This is a genomic window from Isoptericola jiangsuensis (genome assembly GCF_002563715.1).
Taxonomy (GTDB): Bacteria; Actinomycetota; Actinomycetes; order Actinomycetales; family Cellulomonadaceae; genus Isoptericola; species Isoptericola jiangsuensis.
Genome location: NZ_PDJJ01000001.1, coordinates 713,364 through 727,012, shown reverse-complemented (window position 1 = coordinate 727,012; position 13,649 = coordinate 713,364). Strand labels below are relative to the sequence as shown.

The window sequence follows — 13,649 nt, the reverse complement described above, 5'->3', positions numbered from 1 at the left end:
GTCCCGATCCTATCGTCGTGGTCTGACCACGGGGACGAGATGGGCTATCGTGGTCCGACCACACGGCCTCCCGGCGCCCCGGGACGGTCCCCGACCGCCCGACGAAGGAGCCGGACGTGCGCATCGCCCTCGCCGCGACCTGCATCGCCGACACCCTGTTCCCCGGAGCGCCCCGCGCCACCGTCCGCCTGCTCGAACGCCTCGGCCACGAGGTCGTCTTCCCCCGCGCCCAGGCGTGCTGCGGCCAGATGCACGTCAACACCGGCTACGTCGCCGAGGCCGTGCCCGTGATCCGCAACCACGTCACGACGTTCGCGCCGGTGGCGGACGGCGAGTGGGACGCCGTCGTCGTCCCGTCCGGCTCGTGCACCGGGTCGATCCGCCACCAGCAGGCCATGGTGTGCCGCCGCGCCGGCCTCGACGACCTCGCCGCCACCGCCGACGCGGTCGCGGCGAGGACGTACGAGCTGTCCGAGCTGCTGGTCGACGTCCTCGGCGTCACCGACGTCGGCGCCTGGTTCCCGCACCGGGTCACCTACCACCCCACCTGCCACTCGCTGCGCATGCTCGGGGTCGGGGACCGACCCGAACGGCTGCTGCGCGCCGTCGAGGGCATCGACCTCGTCGAGCTGCCCGGCGCCGAGTCGTGCTGCGGGTTCGGCGGCACGTTCGCGCTGAAGAACGCCGACACGTCGGCCGCGATGCTCGCGGACAAGACCGCCGCCGTGCGCTCCACGGGCGCCGAGGTCGTCACCGCCGGGGACATGTCCTGCCTCCTGCACATCGGCGGCGGGCTGTCCCGGCAGCGGTCCGGCGTCGGCACCCTGCACCTGGCGGAGGTCCTGGCGTCCACCCGCGACGAACCCACCCCGCTCCCCCGCGTCCGGTCCGGCGCGGGCGCCGGCACCGTGGAGGTGACCCGATGAGCACGTTCCTCGGCCTGCCCGGCCTGCGCCGCCGCGACGACGACCACGCCCGCGACGACGCCGCCGCACCGTTCGGCCCCGTCCCCCACCCGGACGAGCCGCTGCGCTGGGGGCCCGCGTTCCCGGCCGCGGCGCGGCGGACGCTGCGCGACGAGCAGCTGCGCCGCAACCTCGGCCACGCCACCCGCACGATCCGCGCCAAGCGCGCCGCCGTGGTCGACGAGGTGCCCGACTGGGAGGCACTGCGGGACGCCGGGTCCGCCGTCAAGGAGCAGGTCATGGCGAACCTGCCCGCGCTGCTCGCCCGGCTCGAGGAGAACGTCGCCGCGCGCGGCGGCACCGTGCACTGGGCGCGGGACGCCGCCGAGGCGAACGCGATCGTCACCGAGATCGCGCGCGCGAAGGGCGCGGACGAGGTCGTCAAGGTCAAGTCGATGGCCACCCAGGAGATCGGCCTCAACGAGCACCTGGCCGACCACGGCATCGCCGCGATCGAGACGGACCTCGCGGAGCTCATCGTGCAGCTCGCCGACGACATGCCGTCGCACATCCTCGTGCCCGCCATCCACCGCAACCGCACCGAGATCCGCGACATCTTCCGGCAGCGGATGGCCGACGCCCCCGCCGACCTGTCCGACGTGCCGCGCGAGCTGGCGATGGCGGCCCGCGCGCACCTGCGCCGCAAGTTCCTCACCGCCAAGGTCGCCGTCAGCGGCGCGAACTTCGGCGTCGCGGACACCGGCACCCTCGCCGTCGTCGAGTCCGAGGGCAACGGCCGGATGTGCCTCACCCTGCCGGAGACGCTCGTGACCGTGATGGGGATCGAGAAGCTGATCCCCACGTACACCGACCTCGAGGTGTTCGCCCAGCTCCTGCCCCGGTCCTCCACCGGGGAGCGCATGAACCCGTACACGTCCCTGTGGACGGGCGTGACGCCCGGCGACGGGCCGCAGGAGTTCCACCTGATCCTGCTCGACAACGGCCGCACCGACGTGCTCGCCGACGAGGTCGGGCGCTCCGCCCTGCACTGCATCCGCTGCTCCGCGTGCCTCAACGTGTGCCCCGTGTACGAGCGGGTCGGCGGCCACGCCTACGGCTCGGTCTACCCCGGGCCCATCGGCGCGATCCTCACCCCGCAGCTCACGGCGTCCACGGGTGGCCTGTCCGGCGCCGACGACGTCAACGCGTCCCTGCCGTACGCCTCCACCCTCTGCGGCGCCTGCTACGACGTCTGCCCGGTGAAGATCGACATCCCGTCGATCCTCGTGGACCTGCGCGCCCGCGAGGTCGACGCCGACCGCGGCCGTGCCGTCGACCCGTGGCGCGCCGCCATGAAGGCCGCGTCCTGGGTGATGTCCGACGGCGACCGGTTCGGCCTCGCCGGACGTGCCGCCACGCTGGGGCACGTCCTCGGCGGCCGCGACGGCGTCATCGCGAAGGCCCCGCCGCCCGCGTCCGCGTGGACGCGGGACCGGGACCTGCCCGCCCCGCCGCGACAGACGTTCCGGCAGTGGATGGCCGAGCACGAGAGCAGCGCCGGGACGACCGGCACAGACACGCACGAGACGGACGGGGGCGGACGATGAGCGCGCGCGAGGACGTGCTGCAGCGGGTCCGGGCGGCGCTCGGCGAGACCGGCGTCGGCACGACGCCCGCGGGACGCGTGGGAGTGGCGCCCGCCCCGGTCGTCGTGCCGCGTGCCTACCGGGTGGCCGGGGCCGACGCCCCCGGCTCGGCGGCCGTCGTCGAGCAGCTCGTGGACCGGCTGGTGGACTACCGGGCGCACGTGCACCACGTCACCGACGCCGAGCTGCCCGCCGTCGTCGCGCGTCTCCTCGACGACCTGACGTCGCGCGACGAGGACGGGAACGGGGCCGCCGGTGCCGAGGGGTCGGCGGCCGCAGCGCCCGCCGGGGCGACCGTGGTCGTGCCGCCCGGCCTCGACCCCGCCTGGCTGCGCGACCTCGACCCCGCCGCCGTGCGGCACGACTCCCCCGACGCGCCGCTCACCGCGACCGCGCTGGACGAGACCTCCGCCGTGCTCACCGCCGCACGCGTGGCCTGCTCCGAGACCGGCACCATCGTGCTCGACGCCGGTCCCGACCAGGGCCGTCGCGCGATCACCCTGGTGACCGACGTGCACCTGTGCGTGGTGCGGACCGACCAGGTCGTGCAGACCGTGCCGGAGATGATCCGGCTGCTGGCCGCGCACCCCGAGCGTCCGCAGACGTGGATCTCCGGCCCCAGCGCCACCAGCGACATCGAGCTCGACCGCGTCGAGGGCGTCCACGGGCCCCGCACGCTGCACGTGCTGGTGCTCGCCGCGGTCGCCGCCGCCGTGCCGGGGGCCTAGCCCGCGACCTCGTCCACGAACGCGACGGTGGCGGCGGAGATCTGCGCGCGGGCGTCGTCGTGGGGGATCGTCGGGCTGCCGTCGCCGGGCTGGGGGCCGTAGTCGCCGAAGAACGCGTGCACGGCGCCGTCGACGACGGTGAACGTGGCGTCCGGCGGCAGGTCGGCACGCGAGGCCTCGACCTTCGCGGGCGTGGACAGGCCGTCCTGCGACCCCGACACGGACGCGACGGGCGCCGTCAGGGTCCCGCTGACGTCCCCGGCCGGGTAGGAGGCGTACAGCAGCAGCCCGGCGGCGGGGGCGACGGCGTCGGAGTCGGCGGCGTCAACCTCCGTCGCCGCGACCACCCCGCCGAGGGAGTGCCCGCCGACGACCCACCGCTCGACGTCGGGCCGGGCCGCGCGCGCGGCGTCCAGGGCGCCCGTGGACAGGAACCCGATGCCGAGCGGCTGCTTGACGACGACGACGGTGTGCCCTGCCTCGGCGACGGGCCGCAGCACGGCCGCGTAGGCGCGCGCCTCGACCTTCGCGCCCGGCTGGAACAGCAGGGCGGTGGCGTCCCCGCCGCCGGCGGGCTCGAGCTCGATGCGCGTCGCCGACTCGGTGACGGTGACGGCGTCGTCGGACGTCATCGCGTCGAGGGCGGGCTGCTCCGCGGTGAACGGGCGCAGCCACGCGACCAGGGCGACCCAGGCGACGGCCGCGACCAGCCCGACGACACCGAGCACGCGACGCCATCCGGCGCGCGGCGTCCGCGGGCGGGCCGCCCGCCACAGCGCGACCCCGCAGCCGACCACCGTCAGCGCCAGCAGCACCGCGTACAGCGGGTGACCGTGCACCACGGCCCCCCAGCCGGTGAGCAGCACCCACGCCACGACGACCAGCCCGGCGGCGGCCACCGCCCGCACCGTCCACGTCCACCAGCCCGGCCGGTCCTGCGCGACCACCGGTTCCTCGCGCTCGCTCACCACGTCCGCCACCTGTCCTGTCCTCAGAGTGCCTGGAGCCGACCGTCGGTCATCTCGACCACGCGGTCGGCGTGACCGAGGACATCATGGTCGTGGGTGACCATGACGGTCGCCACACCGAACGCGTGCGTGCGCTCGGCGAGGAGGCGCACGACGTCCTGGCTGCGGCGCCGGTCGAGGGCGGACGTGGGCTCGTCGACGAGCAGCACGGACGGGTCGTTGACCAGGGCGCGGGCGATGCCGACGCGCTGCCGTTCCCCGCCGGAGAGCTCGGCGGGTCGCCGGTCGGCCTTGTGCGCCATCCCGACGGCGTCGAGCAGCGGCATCGGGTCGTAGGCGCCGCGGACGGCGAGGCGGCGCGCCAGGCGGAGCTGGTCGGCGACGGTGAGGGCGGGCACGAGGTTGCCGCTCTGGAACACGAACCCGATCTCGGTGAGCCGGAACCGGGCGCGCCGGCGGGGGCCGAGCGTGGCGAGGTCCGTGCCGTGGACCCGCACGGTGCCGGAGGTGACGCCGGTGAGGGCGCCCGCGACGGCCAGCAGGCTGGACTTGCCCGCGCCCGACGGGCCGACGACGGCGACGAGCTCGCCGGCGTCGACGGTGAGGTCGACGTGGTCGAGGGCGTGGACGGTCCGGTCACCGTCGCCGAGGTCGAGCGTGACGCCCTGGAGCCGCAGGCCGGCGTCGGTGCGGGTGCCGGCGGGGCGGGGCGGGGTGGTGGTCTGGACGTTCATCGCTGGCCTCCGAGAGCCGTGAGCGGGTCGATGCGGACGATGCGGAGCACGGCGAGCGCCGCCCCGAGGAGGCCGAGGCCGATCATGAGGGCGGTCGCCAGGGCGACGGGTGCGGCCTCGAGGGCGAACGGCATGCCGGCGGGCATGAGGGCGCCGAGGCCGACGCCTGCGCCGACGCCGAGCGCGGAGAACACCGCGAGGACGGTGGCGGCCTGGGTGACGCCGTCACGCAGGAGGAACGCGGTGGGCGCGCCGACGGCCCGCAGCACGGCGAGCTCGTGCTGGCGCTGCACCGTCCAGACCGAGAAGAAGGCCCCGACCACGAGCGCGGCGATGGCGTAGAGGAAGACCTGGATCATCTCGATCGTCGTGGTCTCCGCGGTGTAGCCGGGCGAGGCGTGGAAGGCCTCGTCCAGGGTGCGCGTGGTGGTCCCGGCCGCGGTGTCCCCCGCGGCGACGTCGACGGCGTCGGCCAGGTCGGCGTCGTCGGCGGTGCGCAGCGCGACGACGCTGGCGGTGTCGACGTGGTCGGCCGCGACGAGGTCGGCGGTGGGCTCGCCCGGCAGCGAGCGCCCGGTGGCGAGGTACTGCCAGGTGGCCAGGGGCAGGTAGGCGACGTCGACGTGGCCGAAGGTGTCCTGCCGGCCGGTGAAGCCGACGACGGTGAGCTCGGTGCCGACGCGGTCGAGCTCGACGGTGTCGCCGATCTCGATCCCCTCCTGGCGGGCGGTGTCGGACACGACGATGCCGCCGGGCGTGGCCAGGCCGTCGCCCTCGGCGGCCTCGGGGGCGAGGAACGAGCCGGGGTCGACGCCGAACAGGGTGAGGTCGACCTGCTCGCCGTCGGTGGTGGTGCCGTTGACGAGGGAGACGCCGAACAGCTCGGCGTCGGCGACGCCGTCCTGGGCGGCCCAGGCGTCGCGCTGGTCGGCGTCGACGACGGAGCGGGAGAACCCGTTGTCCTCCTTGGTGCCCTCGTCGAACGCGACGGCAGAGGCGGGCAGGTGCTGGAGGCCGGAGACGCCGTCGTTGACGAGTCCGGTCGACAGGCCGGAGAGCATGACGGTGAGGAGGGCGAGCAGGCCGATGACGGCTCCCATGAGGAGGAACCGTCCGCGCTGATGACCCAGGGCGCGCAGGGCGAGGAACATCGGAGTCCTTCGACGAGGGGGCGAGATGTCGACGCGGCGTCGACATAGTTGTCGACAGTACGTCGACAAAGATGACGGCGGCCAGGCCCGGGACGGTGACGTGTCGCACACCCGGGGGGCCGGGTCAGTGCCCGGGCAGCTCCTGCGCGCGCAGGTACGGGTCCAGCAGGTCGACCACGGACCGCTGCGCGGCCTCCAGGTCGCCCGTCGACTCCAGCCGCCGCGCCGCGGCGAGCACCAGGGCGTTGACCAGGTCGATCATGGCGCCGGCGTCGGCGACACCCAGCTCGTCGAACGCCTCGCGCAGCGGGCTCAGCAGCCCCTCGTGGAACGCTCGCGCGCGCCGGGCCATCTCCTCCGTCTGGACCACCGTGGCGAGCGTCTGGGCGAGCGCGTGCTCGCCGTCGGCCACCAGCGCGAGGTTGACCCCGACGAACGCGAGCACCTTGTCCCGCGGGCTGTCCAGGCCCTCCATCGCCGCGCCGAGACGCCGCTCCCACCGCGGGAACGCCTCCTCGATCAGCGCGTCGAGCAGGTCCTCGCGCGACCGGAAGTAGTGGTAGACGGCCGAGCGCGACATCCCCGCCCGTTCCGCGACGAGCCCCAGCGCGGGCGCCTCCTCCGGCCGCTCGGTGAGCAGCTCGCGTGCCGCGTCCAGCAGCGCCGCGCGGCGGGCCTCCCGGTGCTCGACGACCGTGGCCTCGGTGATCCTCGGCATCCCCGCCCCCGCTCAGCCGGCCCGTGCCACGAGGGCGCGGTCGCTCGGCAGGCCGGGCCCGGCGGGGGCGGCGGCGGTCAGGGTCTCACAGGTCGGCACGGGACCCAGCCTAGGAGCCCTGCGGCCCCACGCCCCGCCGCGGGGCCCGACGTCGGGGAGAATGGACCTCCGTGACCGACGCGCTCTTCGACGTCCCGCCCGCCGCCCGCCGCCCGGGCACCCGCGTGGTGCTCCTCACCGGCCCGTCCGGGTGCGGCAAGTCGGCGCTCACCCGCCGCCTCGGCCTGCCGACGGTCGCGCTCGACGACTTCTACCGCGACCACGACCACCCGGGCATGCCGCAGCGGTTCGGCATCGTCGACTGGGACGACCCGGCGAGCTGGGACGCGGACGCCGCGACCGACGCGCTGCGCACGCTCGTCACCACCGGGCACGCCGAGGTGCCGGTGTACGACATCCCGACGTCGCGGCGCACGGGCACGACGACGGTGGAGACGCAGGGGTCGCGGGTGGTCGTGGCCGAGGGCGTGTTCGCCGCCGAGCTGGTCGCCCGGCTGCGCGCCGAGGGGCTCCTGGCGGACGCGATCTGCGTCGCGCGTCCCCGGATGGTGACGTTCTGGTTCCGCCTCCTGCGGGACGTCGCGGAGTCCCGCAAGCCCCTGCCGACGCTGCTGCGCCGGGGGTGGGGGCTGATGCGATCCGAGCCCGCGCTGGTGGCCCGGTGGGCGGAGCAGGGCTGCCGTCCGCTGACGCCGGCGGTCGCCGAGCGGGAGATCCGTCGCGTGGCTTAGTGTGTGCCCACCGTCGTGGTCGTTACGTACCTCGTGCCATCGCTGAACAACACCGTCGTCACCAGTCGCACCTCGCGCCGCAAGCGCGCCCCCTTTCCTGGGTTCTGCCCTCATTGCGCCCGGAAAGCGTCATGAAGACTTAACACGACGGTCATCCCTGCCACATTCCGTGGCGTCACTGTTGTTCCAGGAGGTGGTCAGCGTGTTCGAGCACAGCTCTCTTCGTGTCCTGTCCCTGTACGAGGGATTCTTCTCCGGCGGGGCCCGCGTCCTGCACACGACCGTCGTGTCCGGCCTGCACGCGCACGGCCAGCAGCAGCACTCCGCGCTGAGCATCCACAGCACGGTGCGCCGCGAGTCGATGCTGCAGCACATGACGGACGACCCCCGCTACCGCGCGCTGCGCGCGATCGGCGTCCGCGTGGCGTCCCTCGGCCGCTCCACCGACGGCGACCATGACCCGCGGACCTTCACCGACGCGGAGATGGACGTCGCGGTCCGCGAGGCGACCGGCGTCGACGTCGTGCTGTCGCTCAAGGAGCAGCCGCTGCGCCTGGTCAACCAGGCCGGCTTCCCCGACCGCCCCGTCGTCGCGTGCCTGCACCGCTCGGACCCCGAGCACTCCGGTGCCGCGCTCGACGACCTCCTCACCGCCGCCGGCTCGGGACGCCTCGCCGCGGCGATCTGCTGCGCGGAGTCCACCAAGGACGCCTACGCGGCCGCGGGCGTGCCCGAGCACCTGCTGCGGGTCGTGCCGAACGGCATCGACCTGACCCGGTTCCACCCCGTGCGCCGGGCCCGCCGGATGGCGCTGCGCGGCACGCACGGCGTCCCCGCCGACGCCACGCTCGTCGCCTACGCGGCCCGCTACGACGAGATGAAGAACCCGCGCCTGTTCCTCGCGGCGGCGCGTGCGTTCCTCGACAAGGACCCGCGCGGTCACGTCATGATGTGCGGTGCGGGGATGTCGACGGACAACCCCGGCCTCGTGGCCGACCTCGCCGAGGCGTTCGGCGGCCGCCCCGACCTGCTCGCCCGCGTCCACCCGCAGGGGGTGCGCCGGGACATGGAGACCGTGTTCTCGATGGCGGACGTCGTGGCCCTCACCTCCGCGTTCGGGGAGGCGGCGCCGCTGTGCCTCATCGAGGGCGCGATGTGCGGCGCGGTGCCCGTGACGACGCCGGTGGGCGACTCGGCGCGCATCGTCGACGGCATCGGGTTCGTCACGAGCTTCGACGCGGACGAGATCGCCGAGACGTGGATCGAGGCGGCGGCGCGCCGCGGCGAGCTGCGCGGGGCGCTGACCCACGCGCGGCAGCGGTTCAGCCACGTCCGCATGCTGTCCGGCTACGCGCAGGTGCTGGAGCAGGCCGTGCGCGGGTCCGGGCTGCGCGTCGTCGCGGCCTGACCGACCCGACCGTCGACCGTCGACCGGCGGCGGCCCGGCGGCCGCCGTCGTCAGCGTGCGGGGAGCCCGCGGAAGGCGAAGACGAGCACCCGCACGCCCAGCACGGTCCCCGCGAACCCGAGGGCGGCCCCGAGCACCGGGAACACGGCCACGCCGTCCCCGAGCTGCGGGCCGCCCTCGGCCACCATGAGCAGCACGGCCGCGACGACCGCCGCCGACGCCACCACCGTGGACACGACCTGCTGCACCAGCGCGGTGACGAACGCCCGGTCGCCGGGGTCGGCGAACGGGCGCACCTGCACCGTGAACCGGCCCTGCTCCAGGTCCGTGACGAGCCGCGTCACGCGCCGCGGGAACCGCTCGACCTCCGGCGCGAGCCCGACGAGCTGCTGGGTGACCTTGCGGCGCAGCGCACCCACGGTGACGAGCCGGTCCACGACGGGCCGCGACGCCTCGCGCGCCCCGGCGATGAGGTCGAAGCCGGGGCTGAGCAGCCGCAGCGTCCCCTCCAGGGACGTGAAGGTGCGGAACGCGGACGCCACGTTCGCCGGGACGGCGCACCCCGCGTCCGTCACCAGGCGGAACAGCGCCGCGAAGGACGCGTCCACCGCGGCCCCGGAGCGGAACCGCAGGAGGAGCTGCCCGACGGCGCGCTCCAGGCGGCGGGCGTCCAGCCCGGCCGGGGGCTCCAGCAGCTCCAGCAGGGAGTCGGTCGCGGCGACGGCGTCGTCGCCGTCGATGGCGAGCAGCAGCACGGCGATCCCGAGCCGTTCCGGCTCGCCGAGCCGTCCCACGGCGCCCATGTCGAGCAGCCCGATCGTGCCGTCGTCGGCGATCAGCACGTTGCCGGGGTGGAGGTCGGCGTGGAACGTCCCGGCGGCGAGCACCTGGTCGAGCGCGACGGCCAGCAGGCTGCGCGCCAGCTCGGCCCGCTGGTCGGCGTCGAACCGCGCCAGGACGTCCTCGGCCCGGCCGACCGGGGTGCCGCGGAGGCGTTCCAGCACGAGCAGGCTCCGGCCGGACAGGTCGAGGTCGACGTCGGGCACGACCACGCGGCCCACCGTCCCGGCGGGCGCGTCCTCGATCGTGGCACGCAGCGCGAGGGTGTTCTCCGCCTCGCGCCGGTAGTCGAGCTCCTCGTGCAGCATGTCGGCGAACCCGTCGGCGAGCGCGACGACGCCCAGGTTGCGCCCCCACGCGGTGTCCCGTTCGAGCCGCCGCGCGAACCGGCCGAGGATCGCCAGGTCGACCTCCACCTGGTCGCGCGCCCCGGGCCGCTGCACCTTGACGACCACCTCCCGCCCGTCGGGCAGCCGCGCGACGTGCACCTGCCCGACCGACGCGGACGCCAGCGGCTCCGACGAGAACTCGGTGAACACCTCGTCGACGGGGCGGCCGAGCGCGGCGACGACGGCCGCCTCGACGTCGGCCCACGGTGCGGGCGGCACCTCGCTCTGCAACGTGGCGAGGGTGTCCGCGACCGTCGGCGAGAGCAGGTCACGCCGGGTCGAGAGCACCTGCCCGAACTTCACGAAGGTCACCCCGGCGTCGCTGAGGGTGTCCCGCAGGCCCTCGGCGAGCCGGCGCTCGTCGGTGCGGGACGTCCGGGTCCCGTCCGCCTGCCGGGCGCCGCGGCGCAGGGTGCCGCCGAGGCCGTGGCGCGCCCCGATCGCGAGGATCTGCGTGTACCGGCGGGACTCGCGCCGCCCCTGGCGCAGGCCCTGGAAGGCCCGCCACGGACCGGGGACCGCCCCGGTGGGGACGAGCAGCTCGAGCACGAGGAGCACGCACAGCCCGAGCACGTACGCCCAGGCGAAGGTGAGGCCGATCGCGGCGAGCGCCACCAGCGGGTGGACGGTGAGGTCGCCGTCGGCGTCGGCCCAGCCGTTCTCCGCGAGCCCGTACGTCAGGGCGGCCGACCCGGCGCTCAGCGTCAGGAAGGACACGATCCCGGCCCGGACCCAGCCGACCGGTGCGCCCATGACGCGGCGCGAGGTGGCCGCGAGCAGCCCCAGCATGACGGCGGTGGCGACGAGCCCGACGAGCCCGGTGAGGAAGCCGGAGATCTGCTGCATGCGCCCAGACAACCGGAGCCGGGGGTCCGGTGCGATCCGAACGGACGAACCGGCTCCCGCGGGCCGGGCGAACCGGCACGAAGCGGGCGCCGACCGGGTCAGCGGGCGGTGGACTCCCGCAGCACGACCTCGTGGGCGACCTCCACGTACCCGCCCTCGTCCTCGGCCACGGCGGCCGCCACGGCGAGCCGGCCCATGTCCTCCAAGGGGATGCGCACCGTGGTCAGCGACGGGGCGTGGTCGCGCAGGGTGGGGATGTCGTCGAACCCGGCGACGGCCACGTCGGCGGGCACGGCGAGGCCGAGCTCGCGCAGCCGGGCGACGAGGCCGATGGCCATGACGTCGCTGGCCGCGAAGACGCAGGGCGCGTCGAGGCCGTCCGCCGCGGCGGCGCGGGCGAGCTCGGCGACGCGGTCGCCGGCGGCGAACCCGCCGTCGCGGGAGAACTCCTCGGCCACGAGCGCGACGACCTCCGCCCCGGAGCGGGCGACCGCAGCGGCGAACGCGTCGGTGCGCTCCCGGGCGGTGACGACCCGCTCGGGGGCGCCGAGCAGGACGAACCGGCGGTGCCCCTGGCCGACCAGCGCCTCGGCGAGCGCGCGGGCGCCGTCGACGTTCGGCGGGTGGACGACGCCGGCGGTGCCGAGCGGCTGCCCGACGACCACGACCCGGCCGCCGGACGCCTGGAACGCGGCGACCTCGGCGGCGACGGGGGCGTCCTCCGCGGCGGACCAGCGGGTGCCGGCGACGACGACGGCGTCGACGCGGTACCCGGCGAACGCGGCGACGGCGTCGCGCTCGGCGGCGGGGTCGCGGTCGGTGGACGCGAGGAGCACCATGCGGCCGCGCTCGCGGGCGGCGGCCTGCGCGCCGGCGGCGATGGTGGAGAAGTAGGGGTCGGAGATGTCCTGGACGACGAGGCCGAGCAGGCCGGTCCGGGAGCGGGCGAGCGCCTGGGCCTGGGCGTTGACGACGTAGCCGAGGTCGTCGGCGGCGGCGCGGACCCTGTCGACGAGATCGGGGCCCGGCTGGCGCGCCGACCCGTTGAGCACGCGCGACGCGGTCGCGAGGGACACCCCGGCGCGGTCCGCGACGTCCTGCAGCCGAGCTCTGGCCACCTGCCACCTCCTGGTCGGTGGGACGTCGGGGCGTCCGCGCGTCCTTGTCGGCGCGATCCTAGGGCCGCGACCACGGTGACCGCTTGACGTGCCACCGGGCGAGACCCTACCGTGGGAGACGGAAAGCGCATTCCGTTGCCGACGGCACGCAGCGGGAGCGCCGAAGAGTTCTCGCACCACTCGCGCGTCCGACGAAGGAGTCCTCGCAGTGACCACTACCCGCACCCTGCGCATCGCCATGAACGGCGTCACCGGCCGCATGGGATACCGCCAGCACCTCGTCCGCTCGATCCTGCCCATCCGCGAGCAGGGCGGCGTCGAGCTCCCCGACGGCACCCGGGTGCAGGTCGAGCCGATCCTCGTCGGCCGCAACGAGGCCAAGCTCGCCGAGCTCGCGAAGAAGCACGACGTCGCCGAGTGGACCACGGACCTCGACGGCGCCATCCACGCCGCCGACACCGACATCGTGTTCGACGCCGCCATGACCAACCTGCGCGCCGCCACCCTGTCCACCGCCATGAAGGCCGGCAAGCACGTCTACACCGAGAAGCCCACCGCCGAGACGCTCCCCGAGGCGATCGCCCTCGCCCAGCTCCGCGAGGCCACCGGCGTCACCGCCGGCGTCGTCCACGACAAGCTCTACCTGCCCGGCCTCGTCAAGCTCCGCCGCCTCGTCGACGAGGGGTTCTTCGGCCGCATCCTGTCCCTGCGCGGCGAGTTCGGCTACTGGGTGTTCGAGGGCGACCACCAGCCCGCCCAGCGCCCCTCCTGGAACTACCGCAAGGAGGACGGCGGCGGCATGACCACGGACATGTTCTGCCACTGGAACTACGTCCTCGAGGGCATCCTCGGCCAGGTGCGCACCGTCAACGCCCAGACCGTCACGCACATCCCCACCCGCTGGGACGAGCAGGGCAAGGAGTACACCGCCACCGCCGACGACGCCGCCTACGGCATCTTCGAGATCGAGACCCCCGACGGCGACCCCGTCGTCGCGCAGATCAACTCCTCCTGGGCCGTGCGCGTCTACCGCGACGAGCTCGTCGAGTTCCAGATCGACGGCACCCACGGCTCCGCCGTCGCCGGCCTGCGCAAGTGCGTCGCCCAGCAGCGCGCCCACACCCCCAAGCCCGTGTGGAACCCCGACCTGCCCGTCACCGAGCCGTTCCGCGACCAGTGGTCCGAGGTCCCCGCCAACGCCGACCTCGACAACGGCTTCAAGCTGCAGTGGGAGGAGTTCCTGCGCGACGTCGTCGCCGGCCGCGAGCACCGGTTCGACCTGCTGTCCGCCGCCCGCGGCGTCCAGCTCGCCGAGCTCGGCCTCCGGTCGTCCGCCGAGGGCCGCCGCCTCGACGTCCCGGAGATCACCCTGTGAGCGCCACCGTCGTGGGCCGCGAGGGCGCCCCC

General features: G+C 75.1%; 12 protein-coding genes. 6 read left to right on the top strand and 6 right to left on the bottom strand.

What is annotated here, in order from left to right; genetic code table 11:
• The first annotated feature begins 116 nt into the window (after positions 1 to 116).
• The 3 genes from ATJ88_RS03310 to ATJ88_RS03300 are packed head-to-tail and all read left to right on the top strand — an operon-like array spanning position 117 to position 3,279.
• Positions 117 to 926: a (Fe-S)-binding protein gene (locus ATJ88_RS03310; RefSeq protein ID WP_098462602.1), complete on the top strand. Its 810-nt coding sequence runs from the start codon at positions 117 to 119 to the stop codon at positions 924 to 926.
• Complete coding sequence (locus tag ATJ88_RS03305) at positions 923 to 2,512, top strand: LutB/LldF family L-lactate oxidation iron-sulfur protein (protein WP_098462601.1); 1,590 nt, start codon at positions 923 to 925, stop codon at positions 2,510 to 2,512. Before ATJ88_RS03310 ends, ATJ88_RS03305 begins: the two co-directional genes overlap by 4 nt.
• Positions 2,509 to 3,279 (top strand): LutC/YkgG family protein, encoded by a 771-nt coding sequence (locus tag ATJ88_RS03300; protein ID WP_098462600.1) that lies wholly within the window; start codon positions 2,509 to 2,511, stop codon positions 3,277 to 3,279. The genes ATJ88_RS03305 and ATJ88_RS03300 overlap by 4 nt, the downstream gene beginning before the upstream one ends.
• Here the strand turns inward: ATJ88_RS03300 and ATJ88_RS18980 are convergent.
• The 4 genes from ATJ88_RS18980 to ATJ88_RS03280 form a co-directional block, all read right to left on the bottom strand.
• Entirely contained in the window at positions 3,276 to 4,259 is a 984-nt protein-coding gene (locus ATJ88_RS18980; RefSeq protein ID WP_098462599.1) for an alpha/beta hydrolase, read from the bottom strand. The genes ATJ88_RS03300 and ATJ88_RS18980 overlap by 4 nt on opposite strands.
• Positions 4,260 to 4,270: 11 nt before the next feature.
• The gene (locus tag ATJ88_RS03290) at positions 4,271 to 4,981 is read right to left on the bottom strand and encodes an ABC transporter ATP-binding protein (RefSeq protein ID WP_098462598.1); all 711 of its coding nucleotides are present in this window, start codon (positions 4,979 to 4,981) and stop codon (positions 4,271 to 4,273) included.
• Complete coding sequence (locus ATJ88_RS03285) at positions 4,978 to 6,132, bottom strand: FtsX-like permease family protein (protein ID WP_098462597.1); 1,155 nt, start codon at positions 6,130 to 6,132, stop codon at positions 4,978 to 4,980. Before ATJ88_RS03285 ends, ATJ88_RS03290 begins: the two co-directional genes overlap by 4 nt.
• Positions 6,133 to 6,256: 124 nt before the next feature.
• Positions 6,257 to 6,850, bottom strand: coding sequence for a TetR/AcrR family transcriptional regulator (locus ATJ88_RS03280; protein ID WP_098462596.1), 594 nt, complete (start codon positions 6,848 to 6,850; stop codon positions 6,257 to 6,259).
• Between the two features lie 170 nt (positions 6,851 to 7,020).
• On the opposite strand from ATJ88_RS03280, the gene ATJ88_RS03275 reads away from it, so the two are divergent.
• Positions 7,021 to 7,641, top strand: coding sequence for a uridine kinase family protein (locus ATJ88_RS03275; protein ID WP_098462595.1), 621 nt, complete (start codon positions 7,021 to 7,023; stop codon positions 7,639 to 7,641).
• A gap of 202 nt (positions 7,642 to 7,843) precedes the next feature.
• Positions 7,844 to 9,049 (top strand): glycosyltransferase, encoded by a 1,206-nt coding sequence (locus ATJ88_RS03270; protein WP_098465085.1) that lies wholly within the window; start codon positions 7,844 to 7,846, stop codon positions 9,047 to 9,049.
• Positions 9,050 to 9,099: 50 nt separating this feature from the next.
• Here the strand turns inward: ATJ88_RS03270 and ATJ88_RS03265 are convergent, their stop codons facing one another.
• On the bottom strand, positions 9,100 to 11,124 hold the full coding sequence (locus ATJ88_RS03265) for an ABC1 kinase family protein (RefSeq protein ID WP_098462594.1): 2,025 nt from the start codon (positions 11,122 to 11,124) through the stop codon (positions 9,100 to 9,102).
• Between the two features lie 98 nt (positions 11,125 to 11,222).
• Complete coding sequence (locus ATJ88_RS03260) at positions 11,223 to 12,242, bottom strand: LacI family DNA-binding transcriptional regulator (RefSeq protein WP_098462593.1); 1,020 nt, start codon at positions 12,240 to 12,242, stop codon at positions 11,223 to 11,225.
• A gap of 238 nt (positions 12,243 to 12,480) precedes the next feature.
• Between ATJ88_RS03260 and ATJ88_RS03255 the strand changes: the two genes are divergently transcribed.
• Positions 12,481 to 13,617, top strand: coding sequence for a Gfo/Idh/MocA family protein (locus ATJ88_RS03255; protein ID WP_098465084.1), 1,137 nt, complete (start codon positions 12,481 to 12,483; stop codon positions 13,615 to 13,617).
• Positions 13,618 to 13,649 lie beyond the last annotated feature (32 nt).